At 74.1% G+C, this 15,925-nt stretch carries 13 protein-coding genes and 1 riboswitch; of the genes, 10 read left to right on the top strand and 3 right to left on the bottom strand.

Annotated elements, in window-relative coordinates; all coding sequences use genetic code 11:
• Positions 1-73: 73 nt before the first annotated feature.
• The 5 genes from ACFVUY_RS09360 (at position 74) to ACFVUY_RS09340 (ending at position 6,492) form a co-directional block, all read left to right on the top strand.
• The gene (locus ACFVUY_RS09360) at positions 74-1,693 is read left to right on the top strand and encodes an ADP-ribosyltransferase domain-containing protein (protein WP_380630844.1); all 1,620 of its coding nucleotides are present in this window, start codon (positions 74-76) and stop codon (positions 1,691-1,693) included.
• Positions 1,694-1,810: 117 nt separating this feature from the next.
• Positions 1,811-3,907: a HelD family protein gene (locus ACFVUY_RS09355; RefSeq protein WP_387728539.1), complete on the top strand. Its 2,097-nt coding sequence runs from the start codon at positions 1,811-1,813 to the stop codon at positions 3,905-3,907.
• A gap of 160 nt (positions 3,908-4,067) precedes the next feature.
• A complete protein-coding gene (locus ACFVUY_RS09350; RefSeq protein WP_387686568.1) occupies positions 4,068-4,424 on the top strand; it encodes a zinc ribbon domain-containing protein YjdM in 357 nt (118 codons plus the stop codon).
• A gap of 152 nt (positions 4,425-4,576) precedes the next feature.
• A complete protein-coding gene (locus tag ACFVUY_RS09345) occupies positions 4,577-6,040 on the top strand; it encodes an MFS transporter (RefSeq protein ID WP_387728538.1) in 1,464 nt (487 codons plus the stop codon).
• The gene (locus ACFVUY_RS09340) at positions 6,040-6,492 is read left to right on the top strand and encodes a MarR family transcriptional regulator (protein ID WP_359898326.1); all 453 of its coding nucleotides are present in this window, start codon (positions 6,040-6,042) and stop codon (positions 6,490-6,492) included. Before ACFVUY_RS09345 ends, ACFVUY_RS09340 begins: the two co-directional genes overlap by 1 nt.
• Positions 6,493-6,634: 142 nt before the next feature.
• Here ACFVUY_RS09340 and cobF read toward each other — a convergent pair whose 3' ends face one another.
• Positions 6,635-7,405, bottom strand: a complete 771-nt coding sequence (gene cobF, locus ACFVUY_RS09335) for a precorrin-6A synthase (deacetylating) (protein WP_387728537.1) — start codon at positions 7,403-7,405, stop codon at positions 6,635-6,637.
• Between the two features lie 114 nt (positions 7,406-7,519).
• A riboswitch (cobalamin riboswitch) is annotated at positions 7,520-7,763 on the top strand.
• 155 nt (positions 7,764-7,918) lie between these two features.
• Between cobF and metE the strand changes: the two genes are divergently transcribed.
• Positions 7,919-10,234 (top strand): 5-methyltetrahydropteroyltriglutamate--homocysteine S-methyltransferase, encoded by a 2,316-nt coding sequence (gene metE, locus ACFVUY_RS09330; RefSeq protein ID WP_387728534.1) that lies wholly within the window; start codon positions 7,919-7,921, stop codon positions 10,232-10,234.
• Positions 10,235-10,323: 89 nt separating this feature from the next.
• Here metE and ACFVUY_RS09325 read toward each other — a convergent pair whose 3' ends face one another.
• Positions 10,324-11,175: an SDR family oxidoreductase gene (locus tag ACFVUY_RS09325; RefSeq protein ID WP_387728531.1), complete on the bottom strand. Its 852-nt coding sequence runs from the start codon at positions 11,173-11,175 to the stop codon at positions 10,324-10,326.
• 69 nt (positions 11,176-11,244) lie between these two features.
• Between ACFVUY_RS09325 and ACFVUY_RS09320 the strand changes: the two genes are divergently transcribed.
• Positions 11,245-11,664, top strand: coding sequence for a MarR family winged helix-turn-helix transcriptional regulator (locus tag ACFVUY_RS09320; protein WP_387728529.1), 420 nt, complete (start codon positions 11,245-11,247; stop codon positions 11,662-11,664).
• A gap of 157 nt (positions 11,665-11,821) precedes the next feature.
• On the opposite strand, the gene ACFVUY_RS09315 is transcribed toward ACFVUY_RS09320, so the two are convergent.
• Positions 11,822-12,781 carry an ABC transporter substrate-binding protein gene (locus tag ACFVUY_RS09315; RefSeq protein ID WP_387728526.1) on the bottom strand — a complete coding sequence of 320 codons (960 nt, stop codon included), beginning with the start codon at positions 12,779-12,781 and terminating at the stop codon, positions 11,822-11,824.
• A 90-nt stretch (positions 12,782-12,871) separates the two neighbouring features.
• On the opposite strand from ACFVUY_RS09315, the gene ACFVUY_RS09310 reads away from it, so the two are divergent.
• From ACFVUY_RS09310 to ACFVUY_RS09300, 3 genes are read left to right on the top strand one after another with little or no spacing between them, the layout of a single operon-like run.
• Positions 12,872-13,870 carry an iron ABC transporter permease gene (locus ACFVUY_RS09310; protein WP_359898319.1) on the top strand — a complete coding sequence of 333 codons (999 nt, stop codon included), beginning with the start codon at positions 12,872-12,874 and terminating at the stop codon, positions 13,868-13,870.
• Positions 13,867-14,988 carry a FecCD family ABC transporter permease gene (locus tag ACFVUY_RS09305; RefSeq protein ID WP_387728523.1) on the top strand — a complete coding sequence of 374 codons (1,122 nt, stop codon included), beginning with the start codon at positions 13,867-13,869 and terminating at the stop codon, positions 14,986-14,988. Before ACFVUY_RS09310 ends, ACFVUY_RS09305 begins: the two co-directional genes overlap by 4 nt.
• Positions 14,985-15,872, top strand: coding sequence for an ABC transporter ATP-binding protein (locus ACFVUY_RS09300; RefSeq protein ID WP_387728520.1), 888 nt, complete (start codon positions 14,985-14,987; stop codon positions 15,870-15,872). Before ACFVUY_RS09305 ends, ACFVUY_RS09300 begins: the two co-directional genes overlap by 4 nt.
• Positions 15,873-15,925 lie beyond the last annotated feature (53 nt).

Raw genomic sequence — 15,925 nt, 5'->3', positions numbered from 1 at the left:
GGGAAGCTGACGGGCCATCACCTGCCGTTCGTCTGACATTCGTACGGTCCCGACCAGCCGGAGTCGCACCACCATGAGCGCTGTCGACACCCCCGCCACCCAGCCCGACCCGAACGACCCGCTCGCCCTCGCCGACCTCTTCACGGGCGGCGGCGAGCCGTGGCTGCCGCTGCTGAAGCCGGTGATCGAGGCGCAGCCCGGTGCGGCCTCGTTCATCGGCCCGGGCCGCGGCCCGGAGGTCGTCCCGGTCCGGGAGCTGACCTTCCAGGCGCTCAAGCCGCACGCGCCGCACCGGTGGAAGGTCGTCGTCTTCGGCCAGAACCCGTACCCGAGGCCGGAGAGCGCCACCGGCATCGCGATGTTCGACAACACCTTCCACGACTGGAAGGACAGCCAGTTCGGCCGGGTGATCAGCATCCGCTGCCTGATCAAGGCCGCGGCGATGTGGAAGTACGGCATCCCCAAGAAGACGCCGATCGCCGACATACGGGCGCTGCTGAAGAAGCAGGAGACGGTCCAGCCGCCGGAGTGGTTCCAGGCGATGCTGACCCAGGGCGTGCTGCTGCTGAACGCGGCGCTCACCGCGAGCAGCGACGGCGCGATGGGGCCGGACGAGCACACCGGGTTCTGGCGGCCGGTCGCCGAGCGGATCGTCGAGGAGATCCTCCGCGCCAAGCAGCGGGCAGCCGAGGAGGACCGCTACGTGGTCTTCGCCTGGTGGGGCGCGCACGCCCGCAGCCTGAAGAACGTCGTCCTGCGGCTGCAGGAGAAGTACCCGGAGGTCGAGGTCCGCCACATCGACCACGCCAACCCGGCGGCCCAGGGTGACATCTTCTGCGACGGCGAGCACTTCGCCACGGTGAACGCCGCCCTGGCCTCGCTCGGCGCCGACGAGGTCGACTGGCTGCCCAGCACGGGGTGGAACGCGCCGTCGGTGCAGGGCGGCGGGGCGGAGGCCGGGGTCGCCGAGCGGATGGGTGCCTTCATCGCCTCCACCATGGAGCTGCACCAGCTCTACCTGGACCGACTCGCCGGGGTGAAGGACGAGGGCCTCGTCCTGCCGGCGATCACCGGTGTGTTCGACACCCCGCCGACGGGCTTCCGGGAGGCGGTGTCGCCGGTCGCCGAGCTGCTGCGCGGCCTGGACCGGCACGTGTCGCTGTCGCACGACTTCGGCAAGCGGCGGGCGGACGAGGCGGCCACCGGCCTGTCCGCCGACGAGATCGCCGCGCTGTACCTGTACACTTGCGAGTCCGCGTTCTACCGGGAGATCAACGCGGTGCTGCGCTCGCCGGACCGCAGCCGGCTCGTGCCCTACCTGCCGTACCTGCGGCTGCTGTTCGCGGCGGTGTCGCGGCTGCCCGTCCGCACCGCGCCGCTGTGGCGCGGGGTCTCGCTGGACCTGCGGCGGCAGTACCCGCTCGGGAGGACGGTGACGTGGTGGGGCGTCTCCTCCTGCACCTCCGAGCTCGGGGTCGCGCGGTCCTTCCTGGGCAGCCGGGGCAAGCGGACGCTGTTCGAGGTGCGTCCGGTGCGGGCCGCCGGCATCAGGAACTTCTCGGCGTTCACCGGCGAGGAGGAGTTCATCCTGCTGCCCGGCACGCAGTTGGAGGTCACCGACGTCCGGGCGGAGCGCGGCGGCCTGTGCACCGTGACGCTGACCGAGCTGGAGGAGGCGCCCCTGGTGTCCTGAGGCGCCCGGGCCGAACCCGCTTCCTGGAGCAGCAACCAAGTCAGTATTTTTACTGAGTTAAGTTATGCTGGACTCCAAACGGCAGGCGAGCCCGTTGTGCGGGAAGGGGCGCGAACGATGACCTCGGAAATCCGGAACCTGGACGGCGAACTGGAACGGGAGCGGGCCTACGTCGAGGTGTGCCGGGTCGCGACGGCCCGGCAGGTCGAGGACGCGGGCCACCAGGTCGTCGCCGCGGAGGACGTCTCCGGCGACGGTGCGAGCGCGGAGGCGCTCGGCCGGTACCTGCGCACCCACGCCAAGCGGATGAACGAGCTGCCGGAGAGCCCGTCCTTCTTCGGCCGCCTCGACTTCGCCGACACCGCGGAGGCCGGGGAGCACCGGCAGCAGCGCTACTACGTGGGCCGCCGGCGGATCTCCGAGGACCCGACCGTGCCGCCGCTGGTGGTCGACTGGCGGGCCCCGGTCTCCCGGGCGTTCTACCAGGCGAGCGCCCACGCCCCGCTCGGGCTCGCGCGGCGCCGCCGGTTCGGCTGGGCGCCGTGGAGTCTGGGCGCGCCGGAGGAGCTGACCGGGCTGGAGGACGAACCCCTCGGCGCGGACGGCGGGCACGGCCCGGCGGCCGGCGCCGCGGCGGACGGTGGTGAGGGCGGCATCCTGGCCGCCGAGATCGAGCGGCCCCGCACCGGCCCGATGCGGGACATCGTCGCCACCATCCAGCCCGAACAGGACGTGCTGGTACGGGGCGAGCTGAGCGAGTCGGTCTGCGTGCAGGGCGCGCCCGGCAGCGGCAAGACCGCGGTCGGGCTGCACCGCGCCGCGTACCTGCTGTACAGCTTTCCGCAGCGGATCCAGCGCGGCGGCCTGCTGGTCATCGGCCCCAACCGGACCTTCCTGCGCTACATCGCCGAGGTGCTCCCCGCGCTCGGCGAGATCGACGTCACCCAGCGCACCGTCGAGGACCTGGTCGCCACCCGGCCGGTCGCCGCCGTGGACGACGAGCGGGCCGCCGCGGTCAAGCAGGACGCGCGGATGGCGACGGTGCTGCGCCGGGCGCTGTACGGCCGCATCCGGGCGGCGGGCCCGGAGCCGCTGGTCGTACCGGACGGCTCCTACCGGTGGCGGGTGCCCCCGGAGCGGCTGGAACGGACGGTCGCCGAACTGCGCGAGCAGGCGCCGCCGTACGCGATCGGCCGGGAGAGCCTGCGCACCCGGCTGGTGGCGATGCTCCAGGACCAGGCCGAGCGGCGGACCGGTGTCCGGTCGGGCGCCTGGTCGCGGAAGATCGGCCGCTGCCGGCCGGTGGCCGCCTTTCTGGAGGCCGCCTGGCCGAACCTGCGCCCGGAGGCCGTGGTCGCCGCGCTGCTGAGCGACCCCGCCCTGCTGGCCGAGGCCGCCGAGGGGGTGCTCGGCCCCGAGGAGCAGGCGGCGATCCTGTGGCGCCGGCCGCCCCGCTCGGAGAAGAGCGCCAAGTGGTCCGAGCACGACCTGATGCTGCTGGACGAGGTGGCCGGCCTGATCGAGCGCCCGGCCGGCTTCGGCCACGTCGTGGTGGACGAGGCCCAGGACCTCTCCCCGATGCAGTGCCGGGCGATCGCCCGCCGCAGCGCCTTCGGCTCCCTGACCGTTCTCGGCGACCTCGCCCAGGCGACCGCCCCGTGGGCCGCCCGCAGCTGGCCCGAGCAGCTCGCCCACCTGGGCAAGCCACAGGCCGCGGTGGTGCCGCTGACCACCGGCTTCCGGGTCCCGGCCGCAGTGACGGCCCTCGCCAACACCCTGCTGGGCGCGCTGGACGTGGACGTTCCGCCGGCCGTGTCGCTGCGGCAGGACGGGGAGCTGACGGTGCGGCGGGTGGCCGGGGGCGGCCTGGGCGGAGCGGCGGTCGCGGCGGTGCGGGCCGCGCTGGAGCGCGAGGGCTCGATCGCGGTGATCGCGGCGGACGGCGCGGTGGCGGAGGCCGCCGAGGCGCTGCTCGCGGCGGGGATCCCGACCGGGGCGGCCGAACAGGTCGGCACCACGGCGCGGGTGACGGTGCTGCCCGCCTCGCTGGTGAAGGGGCTGGAGTACGACCACGTGGTGGTGCTGGAGCCGGCCGCCATCGTGGAGGCCGAGGCGCGCGGCCTGCACCGGCTGTACGTGGTGGTGACGCGGGCGGTCTCCCGGCTGGACGTCCTGCACTCCCGTCCGCTGCCCGCGCCGCTGGGCGGGGAGTGACGGCCCCGGCGGTGGGGGCGGATGGGGAAGGCCGGGCGGGTGCGGCGGCCGGCCACGACCCCGTGCCCACCGGCAGCGGCGGCCGACCGGTGCCGGTACCCCCGCTGACCTCCTCACTCGTGCCCCGGACCAGCTCCGAACAGCTGGATATCCTGAACACATGAGCGACAACCTTCCCCCGTGCCCGCAGTGCTCCAGTGAGTACACGTATGAGATGAACGCCCTCATGGTCTGCCCCGAGTGCGCCCACGAGTGGGTGCCCGGCGGCGCCGACCAGGCCGGCGCGCCGGCCGGCGAGCGCGTGATCAAGGACGCCGTCGGCAACGTGCTGAGCGACGGCGACACCGTGACGGTGGTCAAGGCGCTGAAGGTCAAGGGCAGCGTCTCCGGTATCAAGGCCGGCACCAAGGTCCGCAACATCCGCCTGGTGGACGGTGTCGACGGGCACGACATCGACTGCCGCATCGAGGGCTTCGGTGCCATGCAGCTCAAGTCCGGCGTGGTCAAGAAGGCCTGATCCGCGGGCCTCCAACGGCCGCGCCCCGTCGAGGAGATCGGCGGGGTGCGGCCGTTGCGCTGTCCAGGGCCGGTCGGGGGTGGAGTCGCCTCCCGGATTAGTTGTAGCATTACAATGATTACAACAACACAAATAACTCTGGAGCGTTCGTCATGCCCGATGCCGCTCGACCGCGGCCCTGGCTCGTGCTCGCCATCTGCTGCATGAGCCTGCTGATCGTCAGCCTCGACAACACCATCCTGAACGTGGCCCTGCCCGCCGTCCGGCGCGACCTGGACACCACGGTGTCCGGCCTGCAGTGGACGGTCGACGCCTACACCCTGGTGCTGGCGAGCCTGCTGATGCTCTCCGGCTCGACCGCCGACCGGATCGGCCGCCGCCGGGTGTTCCGGATCGGACTGGTGGTGTTCACCGCGGCCTCCCTGCTGTGCAGCCTGGCCCCCGGGCTCGGCTGGCTGATCGCCGCGCGGATGCTCCAGGCGGTCGGCGGATCGATGCTCAACCCCGTCGCCATGTCGATCATCAGCAACACCTTCACCGACTCCCGGCAGCGCGCCCGGGCGATCGGCGTCTGGAGCGGCGTGGTGGGCATCAGCATGGCCGCCGGGCCGATCATCGGCGGGGCGCTGGTGGAGTCGGCCGGCTGGCGGGCGATCTTCTGGATCAACGTCCCGATCGGCCTGGCCGCCCTCTTCCTCACCACCCGCTACGTGCCGGAGTCGCGGGCGGCCCGCACCCGCCGGGTGGACCCGGTCGGCCAGCTGCTGGTCGTCGTGGTGCTCGCCGCCCTCACCTACGCGATCATCGAGTCGCCGGAGCGCGGCTGGACCTCGCCCGTGGTGCTCGGCTGCACGGCGGCCTCCCTCGGCGCGCTGCTGGGCCTGCTGCGGTACGAACCCCGGCGCACCGACCCGCTGATCGATCTGCGGTTTTTCCGATCCGCGCCCTTCTCCGGCGCCACCGTCATCGCGGTCGCCGCCTTCGCCGGCCTCGGCGGCTTCCTCTTCCTCACCTCCCTGTACCTCCAGGACGTCCGCGGGCTCGACCCGCTGCACGCCGGACTCTTCATGCTGCCGATGGCGGTCATGTCGCTGCTCACCGCGCCGCTGTCCGGCCGGATGGTGGCCGCCCGGGGGCCGCGCACGCCGCTGCTGCTGGCCGGGGCGGCGCTGACCGCGAGCGCAGTGCTCCAGGCGGTCGGCTACTCCGAGCACCTGCCGAGCTGGCTGCTGGTCCTCGCCTTCCTGCTCTTCGGTACCGGCTTCGGCCTGGTCAACGCGCCCATCACCAACACCGCCGTCTCCGGGATGCCCCGCTCGCAGGCCGGCGTGGCGGCGGCGGTGGCCTCCACCAGCCGACAGGTCGGCCAGTCCCTGGGCGTCGCGGTCACCGGCGCCCTGATGGCCGGCAGCGCCCTCGCGGACCCGGCGGCCTTCACCGGGGCGGCCCGGACGGCATGGTGGATCATCGCCGGCTGCGGCGCCGCCGTGCTGGTCACCGGTACGCTCACTTCCGGCCGCTGGGCCCGGGCGACGGCCGAGCGCACGGCGCGGCGGCTCGCCGCCGAGGAGGCGGCCGAGGGAAGCACGGAGACGAAGGAGACGGTGGACGCCTGATGGAGCGCCTCGACACCGGTGGGCACCCGGAGGGGAGCGGGACGGACGCCGCGACGGCGGCCCGGGTCTGGCAGGGGATGTACGCGCTCGTGCTGGAGCGCCACGACCGCCGCAGGACCGTCGCCGAAGCCCTCGGCATGAGCTTCAGCCGGGTCAGGGCGCTGCGCCGGCTCGCCGCCGGCCCGATCACCCTGCGGGAGCTGGCCGAGCGGCTGACCGCCGACCCGCCGTACACCAGCGTCATCGTGGACGACCTGGTGCGGCGCGGGCTCGCCGAGCGCATCACCAACCCGGCGGACCGGCGCTCCAAGCTGGTCCACCTCACCGAGGAGGGCGAGGCGAAGGCCGCGCTCGCCACCGGGATCCTCGCCACGCCGCCGGACGCGCTGCTCGCGCTGCCGCCGGAGGACCTCCGCGCGCTCGACCGGGTGGTGGCGAAGCTCCTGGACTGAGGCCGCCGCCCGACGCGGCGGGCCGGTGCCCCGGACTTGGCAGGACGTCCGACCGCATGGTCGACGGCAGGTCCTCGGTGTCAGGGAAACCGGTACGAGTCCGGCGCGCACGGTGGTGCCACTGTGGCCCGTCGAGCCTCCGTCAGGCGTCGGGGCAGCCGTCCGAGCGTCGCAGCAGGTAGGTGTCCATGATCCAGCCCTTGCGCTCCCGGGCCCGCTCGCGCAGCTCGCGGATGCGCGGGGCGGCCTCGGCGAGCGGACCGGAGACGAGCACCTCGTCGGGGGTGCCGAGGTACGCGCCGTAGTGGATCTCCATCCCCTCGGGGTCGATCCCGGCGAAGGCGGCCCGGCCGTCGAGCATCACCACCACGTCGTCCACCCCCTCGGGGAACCCCTCGGCGAGGCGGCGGCCGGTGGTGATCTGCACCGGCCGGCCGACCCGGGTCAGCGTGGTGCGGTGCCGGGCGGCGAGCGCGGAGACGCTGCTGATGCCCGGGATCACCTCGTACGCGAAGGGCACGCCGCCCCGGTTCGACACGTCGTCCATCACGGCGATGACGCTGTCGTAGAGGGCGGGGTCGCCCCAGACCAGGAAGGCGCCGTTCTCGCCCGGGCCGAGGTGCTCGGCGACCAGCCGTTCGACCAGATCGGCGCGGCGGACGCGCCAGTCGTCCACGGCGGCCGCGTACGCGGGGGTGGCGCGGTCCCGTTCGGCGTCCGGCGCCGCGACCAGGCGGTGCCCGGGCCGTCCGTGGTCGGCCAGCATCCGGCGGCGCAGCCCGATCAGGTCCTGCCGTTCCTCGCTCTTGTCGAGGATGAAGAAGACGTCGGTGCGACCGATCGCCTTGACCGCTTGCAGGGTGAGGTGGTCGGGGTCGCCCGCGCCGATGCCGATGACGAAGATGTGCCGCATGGGAGCCATTCTGCCGCCCGCTCCCGGGTGCGCCGCCCGGGCCGGGCGCGGAGCCCGCGTCTCAGCACGCGGACGCCTTGCGAGATTTCCGCCTCGACGCCGACGGTTTGCCCCTAAGCTGGCGGTGCAGCTGGTTCGCCCTGTCCGCCAGGCAGGGTGTCGTAAGAGGGAACCCGGTGACGCCTTTCAACTGGCCAGTCCGGGACTGCCCCGCAGCGGTGAGTGGGAACGACCGCCGTCATACGCACTGGACCCGGGACGGGTCTGGGAAGCGACGGCCAGTAGGTGTCCGCCCCGGTTTCGGCCGAGGTGGGTGTGCCCGCGAGTCCGAAGACCTGCCACTGCCCGTGCGCGAGCGTTCGCGCCCGGCCATCCGGTGACCTCGTGGGCGGGTCGGCGACCATATCGGGCGGAGCCGCGCACGGGTGCGGTCGTCCGTCCGGTCCGTCATCCCTTCGCGTCCTCGTGCCGTCACCGGGCACTTGAGGATCCAGACTCGCGAAGGAGAGTCCCTTGACCACGAAGTCCGCAGCCGCGGCGAGCGTCGCCACCGCCCACGGCTACCCCCGCCAGGGCCGGGGCCGTGAATTGAAGAAGGCGATCGAGGGGTACTGGAACGGCGCGGTAGCGGCCGGGGCGCTGCTGGCGACCGCCGCCGACCTGCGTCGGACGAACTGGCAGCAGCTCGCCGACTCCGGCGTCGAAGAGGTCCCGACCGGGGACTTCTCGCTCTACGACCACGTGCTGGACACCACCGTGGCGGTCGGTGCGATCCCGCCGCGGCACCGGGAGGCGGTCGACGCCGACCCGCTGGACGGGTACTTCGCGATGGCGCGCGGCAACCAGGACGTCGCTCCGTTGGAGATGACCAAGTGGTTCGACACCAACTACCACTACCTGGTGCCGGAGTTGGGCCCGGACACGGTGTTCGCCGCGAACCCGGCCAAGGCGGTCGGCGAGCTGCGCGAGGCGCTGCTGCTCGGCCACGCCGCCCGGCCGGTGCTGGTCGGCCCGGTGACCTACCTGCTGCTCGCCAAGCCGGCGCCCGGGGTGGCCGCCGACTTCCAGCCGATCACCCTGCTGGACCGGCTGCTGCCCGTCTACGCCCGGCTGCTGGCCGAGTTGCGCGCCGCCGGCGCCGCGTGGGTGCAGCTGGACGAGCCCGCGCTGGTGCAGGACCGCACCCCGGCCGAGCTGAACGCGGCCGCCCGCGCCTACCGCGAACTGGGCGGTCTCACCGAGCGGCCCAAGCTGCTGGTCGCGAGCTACTTCGACCGGCTCGGCGAGGCGCTGCCGGTGCTGGCCAAGGCCCCGGTCGAGGGCCTGGCGCTGGACTTCACCGGCCCGGCCGCCGCCAACCTGGAGGACCTCGCCGCCGCCGGCGGCCTGCCCGGCAAGCGGCTGGTGGCGGGGGTGATCGACGGGCGCAACATCTGGATCAACGACCTGGAGAAGTCGCTGGCGACCCTGGCGACCCTGCTGGGCCTCGCCGACACCGTCGACGTGGCGCCGTCCTGCTCGCTGCTGCACGTGCCGATCGACGCCGCCGCGGAGCGCGACATCGACCCGCAGATCGCCCGCTGGCTGGCCTTCGCCCGGCAGAAGGCCGGCGAGGCGGCACTGCTCGCCCGGGGCCTGCGCGAGGGCACCGGCGCGATCACCGCCGAGCTCGCCGCCAACCGCGCCGACCTCGCCTCCCGCGCCAACTCCCCGATCACCCGCGACCCGGCGGTGCGCGCCCGCGCCGCCGCCGTCACCGCCGACGACACCCGGCGCGCCCAGCCCTACCCCGTACGGGCCGAGGCCCAGCGCGCCCGGCTCGGGCTGCCGCTGCTGCCGACCACCACCATCGGCTCCTTCCCGCAGACCACCGAACTGCGCACCGCCCGCGCCGATCTGACGGCGGGTCGGATCGACGCCCCGGCCTACCGGGAGCGGATGGAGGCGGAGGTCCGCGAGGTCGTCGCCTACCAGGAGAAGGCCGGGCTGGACGTCCTGGTGCACGGCGAGCCCGAGCGCAACGACATGGTCCAGTACTTCGCCGAGCAGCTCACCGGCTACCTCGCCACCCGGCACGGCTGGGTCCAGTCGTACGGCACCCGGTACGTGCGCCCGCCGGTGCTGGCCGGGGACATCTCCCGTCCGCATCCGATGACCACCGACTGGTTCGGCTACGCGCAGGGCCTGACCGATCGCCCGGTCAAGGGCATGCTGACCGGCCCGGTCACCATGCTCGCCTGGTCCTTCGTCCGCGACGACCAGCCGCTCGCCGACACCGCCCGGCAGGTGGCCCTCGCCCTGCGCGAGGAGGTCGTCGACCTGGAGGCGGCCGGCGCCGCCGTCGTGCAGGTCGACGAGCCGGCGCTGCGCGAGACCCTCCCGCTGCGGGCCGCCGCCCGCCCGGCGTACCTGGCGTGGGCCACCGAGGCCTTCCGCCTCGCCACCTCCGGCGTCCGCGCGGACACCCAGATTCACACCCACATGTGCTACGCCGAGTTCGGCGCGATCATGACGGCGATCGACGAACTCGACGCGGACGTGATCTCGTTGGAGGCCACCCGTTCCCACATGGAGGTGGCCGGCGAGCTGGCCGGGGCGGGCTACCCGCGCGAGGTCGGCCCCGGCGTCTGGGACATCCACTCCCCGCGCGTCCCCAGCACCGACGAGGCCGTCTCGTTGTTGCGCGCGGGCCTGGCGGCGATCCCGGCGGAGCGGCTCTGGGTCAACCCGGACTGCGGGCTGAAGACCCGTGGCTGGCCGGAGACCCGGGCCTCCCTGGAGAGCCTGGTCGCCGCCGCCCGCCTGCTGCGCGAGGAACTCGCCGGCTGACGGCGGGCGGGGTGGGCGCGGCGGCCTTGCCGCGCCCACCCCGGTCCCGGCCATCGTGCCGCTCGCGGGCTTCCTGCCCCGGTGATCGACTAGGCGACCCAGCCGGAGGTGAGGCCCTGGACGGCCGAGCCGTCGAGGTCCTTGAGCTTGACCCCGGCGAAGGCCCGGGCGGCGTCGGAGGTGAGCATCCGGAACGCGGGTCGTTCGGCGGCGAGCAGGTCGAGGATTCCGGTGGCCACGTCCTCGGCCGCCTGGGCGTTGGCGAAGGCGCCGCGGGTGCGGTCCAGGTAGGCGGCCAGGGCCGGGGCGTACGGTCCGGCCTGTTCGGTCGCGTCGTCCGTCAGGCCCACGTTGCCGACGAACTCGCTGGCCACCGCGCCCGGCTCGACGACGCTGACGGACACACCGGCGGTGGCCGCGACCGGGGCGAGGGACTCCATGTAGCCCTCGACCGCGAACTTGGCGGCGCAGTAGGCCTCGTTGAAGGGCTGGCCGACCACGCCGCCGACGCTGGTCACGGTCAGCACGCGGCCCTTGCTCGCCCGCAGCAGGGGCAGGGCGGCCTTCGTGACGTGCAGCACCCCGAAGAAGTTGACCTCCATGACGGCGCGGACGGCGTCGACGCTCTCCTGCTCCAGGGTGCCGATGTGGCCGGCGCCGGCGTTGTTGACCAGCGCGTCCAGCCGGTCGACGCCGGCCAGGCAGGCTTCGACCGACGCGGGGTCGGTGACGTCGAGCGTCCGGAGGTCGACGGTGACCCCGGCTTCCTCGGCGGCCGCCAGCAGCGGGCCGGCCTTGGCGGTGTTGCGCATGGTGGCGATGACGTGCCAGCCGGCGCGGGCGGCGGCGACGGCGGTGGCCAGGCCGATGCCGGAGGAGGTGCCGGTGATCAGGACGGTCCGGTCGCTCATCTCGCTGGACTCCCAGTGCTTATGGATCATAACCAATATGATCCATAACTATGTGGGCTGACATTTCACTTTGTCAAGCACCTGGATAGTCTGGTGGTCATGTCCCACCCATCGGATGACCTCACCCAGGAGATCGTCGGACTCTTCGCGGCCGTCAACCGCCGCTACGGCCGGGAGTCCGAGGCGGCCGCGGCGGCCCACGACCTGACCGCGCTGCAGGCCAAGGCGCTGCTCGCCGCCGAGGTTCCGGTCCCGACGCGCCGGATCGCCGAGCGGCTGCACGCGGAGCCGTCCAATGTGACGGTGATCGTCGACCGCCTGGAGTCCCGCGGCCTGGTCGAGCGCAGCGTCGACCCCGCCGACCGTCGCGTCAAGCACGTCGCCGCCACCGCCGCCGGCCGCGAGGTCGCCGCGGATCTGCGCGCCCGCATGCCCTTCGCCGGCGACCCGCTGGCCCGGCTCGACGCCGAGCAGCGCGGGTCGCTGCGCGAACTCCTGCGGCTGGTCCTGGAGGCATGACGGCGGACCCCCGGGCAGCTGCCCGGGGGTCCGTTGTTCACAACGCGTCGCCGCCGGCCCGCGCCGCCGGTGGGAACCGCCGGAAGGGCCGTCACCGCATTCGCTGCGACGGCGGCCCTTCGGAATGCTCGGGGGGGTAATTCCCCGGCCGGGGCGGCTACTTCGCGCCGAAGGCCTTCTCGATGTCCTCGACGACCTTCTCCGCCGCGATCGGGCCGGAGCTGCTGCTCCACACCTGGCCGTCGACGCCCATGAGCTGGTTGGTGCCGACGGCCTTGAGGCGGGTGAACGCCTCCTGCTTGCGGGCGGTCTCCAGGGCCTTCTCGCCCTCGGCGTTCAGGGTGGCGACGAACACCCGGTCGGCGTCGGCCTTGTTGAGGTTCTCCAGGGACAGCGGGTCCGAGTGGGGCTGGGCGCCCAGGCCGTCGGCGATCGGCATGGTGCCGGCGCCGGCCTTCTTCAGCAGGTCGCCGGGCATGTTGGTGGTGTTCATCACGATCGGCCCGTTGGGCATCCAGCGCATCACGACGGCGCTGCCGGTCTTGCCCTCGCCGGCCTTGGCGGCGCGCTTGTCCAGCGCGTCCAGCTTGGCGGTCAGGTCGTCCTTGTGGCCGAGGGCGTCGCCGTACACGGCGAGCACCGAGCGCCAGTCGCCGGCCTTGGGGACGATGGTCGGCGCCACCGCGGAGAGCTTCTCGTACTGGGACTTCTCGATGCCCGAGGAGGCCAGGATGAGGTCGGGGCCGGCCTTGAGGATGGCCTCGATGTTGGGCTCCTTGACCGTGGCGACCAGCGGGACGGCGTCGGCCTTCAGGTAGGCGGGGGCGGTGGTGCCGCCGCGGCTGGCGCTGGTGCCCACCGGGGTGACGCCGAGCGAGAGGGCGGTGTCCAGCGAGGTGTCGTTGAGGGCGACGACCTTCTTGGCCTCGGCCGGGACCTCCACGGCGCCGAAGGCGGTGTCGATGCTGCGCTTGCCGCTCTTCGCGGCGGTGGAGGAGGAGTCGGAGCCACCCGCGGAGCTGCCGGAACCCGAGGAGCCGCACGCGGTCAGGCCCAGGGCGAGGGCGCCGACGACGGCCGTTCCGAGCAGGGTCTTGGTAAAGCGGGTGCCAAGCATGGGTGTTCTCCGAGGAATGGTAGTTTACGGACGAACCGTTTTTCTGAGGTTAGCCTAACCATACGTAAGGCCCTGACGGGGAGGCCCGGTGTGACATTCCGATCACTCCTGCTGCGCGGACTGCTGCCCGCCGGCGCGATACTGCTGCTCGCCGTGCTGGCGAGCCTGCTGCTCGGCGCGGGAGACGTGGGGCCGTCACGGGCGTTCGCCACCCTGCTCGGTGACGGCGACTCCGACTCCCGGTTCACCGTCTTCCACCTGCGCGTCCCGCGGACCGCCGTGGCCCTCGCGGTCGGGCTCGCGCTCGGCGTGGCCGGCACCGTGCTGCAGGCCGCCGCCCGCAACCCGCTGGCCGAGCCCGGCCTGCTCGGCGTCAGCACCGGCGCCTCCTTCGCCGTCGTGATCGCGATCGTGCTCGGCGCCAGCGCCGCGAGCGTCGGCCCGTACGTCGCCGTGCTGGGCGCCGCCGCCGGCTGCCTGCTGGCGCTCGGCGCGGCCCGGCTGCGCGGCGCCGGCGACGACCCCGTCCGCCTGGTGCTCGCCGGCGCGGCGCTGAGCGGGCTGATGAACGCCGGCTCCTCCGTCCTGCTGCTGTCCGACGCCCGGGCCGCCGACGAGATCCGGTTCTGGACCATCGGCTCGGTCGCCGGCCGCGGCACCGACCAACTGCTGGCCGTACTGCCGGTGCTGCTGCTCGGTCTGGTCCTGGCCCTGCTCTCCGGCCCGGCGCTGACCGCGCTCAGCCTCGGCGACGACGTCGCCACCGGCCTCGGCCACAAGCCCCGCCGGGCCCGCGCCCTCGCGGTGACCGCCGTCGCCCTGCTGGTCGGCGCCGCCACCGCGATCGCCGGACCGGTCTCCTTCGTCGGCCTGGTGGTGCCCTTCGCCGCCCGGGCCCTGGTCGGCCCGGACCTGCGCCGGCTGCTCGTGGTCTCCGCCCTGCTGGGGCCCGCCGTCGTGCTGCTCGCCGACGTGGCCTCCCGGCTGGTGGCCCGCCCGTACGAGATGCCGCTCGGCGTGATGACCGCCCTGTGCGGCGCCCCCGTCCTGGTCGCCGTCGTCCGCTCGCACAGAATGCCCGCGCTGTGACCTCCACCGTGAAGACCGCGAAAGCCGCCGCAGCGAAGAACGCCGCGAGCCCCGGCACGCCATCGGCCGCGACCCGGCCGCCGACCCCGCCCGGCACCCGGCTGCTCGCCCTCGGCGGCCGCTCGGTGCTCGTCCCGGTCCGGCCGCTGCTCGGCGGCGCCGCCCTGCTGCTCGTCCTGGTCGCGGTGACCGCCGTCTGCCTGGCCGTCGGTGAGACGAACCTCGACCCGGTGACCGCCCTGCGCGCCGCCTTCGGCGACGGCACCGCACGCGACGTGCTGCTGGTGGAGAAACTGCGGCTGCCCCGCGCCGAGGCCGCACTGGCCGTCGGCGCCGCCCTCGGCGTCGCGGGCTGCCTGATGCAGACCCTCGCCCAGAACCGGCTGGCCACCCCGGACACCGTCGGCTTCAACGAGGGCGCCACCGCCTTCGCCGTCGCCTCCGTCACCGGCGTCGCCACCCAGCTGCTGCCCTCCGCCGCCGCCCTGGTGGGCGCCGCCACCGCCGCCTCGCTCGCCTTCGCCCTCGGTGGCGGGGCCGGCCGCAACGGCTACCGCTTCCTGGTCGTCGGCCTCGGCATCGGCGCGGTCTTCGGCGCGGTGACCAACCTGATGCTCTCCCGCGCCGCCATCGACGCCGCCAACTCCGCGTACGCCTGGACGGTCGGCACCCTCAACAGCCGGGACGCCGACGCCGTCGGGCTGCTCCTGCTCGGTCTGCTGGTCTGCCTGCCCGCCGCCGTGCTGCTCGGCCGCCGGCTGTCGCTGCTGCGATTCTCCGACGCCGTCGCCACCGGGCTGGGCGTCCGGGTGCGCGGCCTGCGGGTCGGCGTCCTGGTGGTCGCCGTGGTCTGCGCGGGCCTGGCGGTGGCCGTCGCCGGACCGCTCGGCATGATCGCGCTCGCCGCGCCCGAGGCCGCCCGCCGGATCGCCGGACCGCGCTGCGTCCCGGTGCTCACCTCGGCCGCCGCCGGAGCCGCCTTCACCCTGCTCGCCGACCTGCTCGGCCGCACCGTCCTGTCGCCGATCGAGGTCCCGGCCGGCCTGGTCACCGCCGTCGTGGGCGGCCCGTACCTGCTCTGGCTGCTGCTCACCACCCGTCCCCGGAGGACCGCATGACCGCCCGCACCGCGACCACCGCGACCGCCGCGCCCGACGGGACCGCCGCGCCCGACGGGACCGCCGCGCCCGACGCGACCGCCGCCGGAGCGCCCCGGCTGGCGACCAGCGCGCTGAGCCTCGGCCACGACCGCACCATCGTGGTCCGCGAGCTCGACCTCGAACTGCCGCGGCAGCAGGTCACCGTCATCGTCGGCCCGAACGGCTGCGGCAAGTCCACCCTGCTCGGCGGCCTCGCCCGGACCATCGCCCCGCGCTCCGGCGCCGTGCTGCTCGACGGCAAGCCGCTGACCTCGCTGTCCACCCGCGCGATCGCCCGGATCATCGGCCTGCTGCCGCAGTCCGCCACCGCCCCGGACGGGCTGACCGTCCGTGACCTGGTCCGCTACGGCCGCCAGCCGCACCAGGGCCTGCTGCGACAGTGGTCCGCCGCCGACGCCGAGGCGGTCGAGCACGCGCTCACCGCCGCCGACCTGCACGAGCTGGCCGACCGTCCGCTGGACACCCTCTCCGGCGGCCAGCGCCAGCGCGCCTGGATCGCCATGGCCGTCGCCCAGGACACCGACATCCTGATGCTCGACGAACCCACCTCGGCGCTGGACATGGGCCACGCCCTGGAGGTGCTGGAGATGGTGCGCGGCCTGACGACCGGGCGCGGCCGCACCGTCGTCCTCGTCCTGCACGACCTCAGCACCGCCTGCCGCTACGCCGACCACATGGTGGCCATGCGCGACGGCGAGGTGGCCGCCCAGGGCGCGCCGCGCGACATCGTCACCCCGGAGCTGGTGCGCGAGCTGTACGGGGTGGAGAGCGTGATCCTCACCGACCCGGTGCACGGCACCCCGGTGGTCTGCCCGGTCGGTCTCGCCCCCCGGGCCCGCTGACTCCGGGCCCGCCGGCTCCGGCTCCGTTGGCTCCGGGCCCTGGTGCCGCCGGG

Origin of the sequence: Kitasatospora sp. NPDC058063 (genome assembly GCF_042885395.1) — a bacterium.
Classification (GTDB): Bacteria; Actinomycetota; Actinomycetes; order Streptomycetales; family Streptomycetaceae; genus Kitasatospora; species Kitasatospora lactacystinica.
This window is presented reverse-complemented; position numbering and strand designations above follow the sequence as displayed.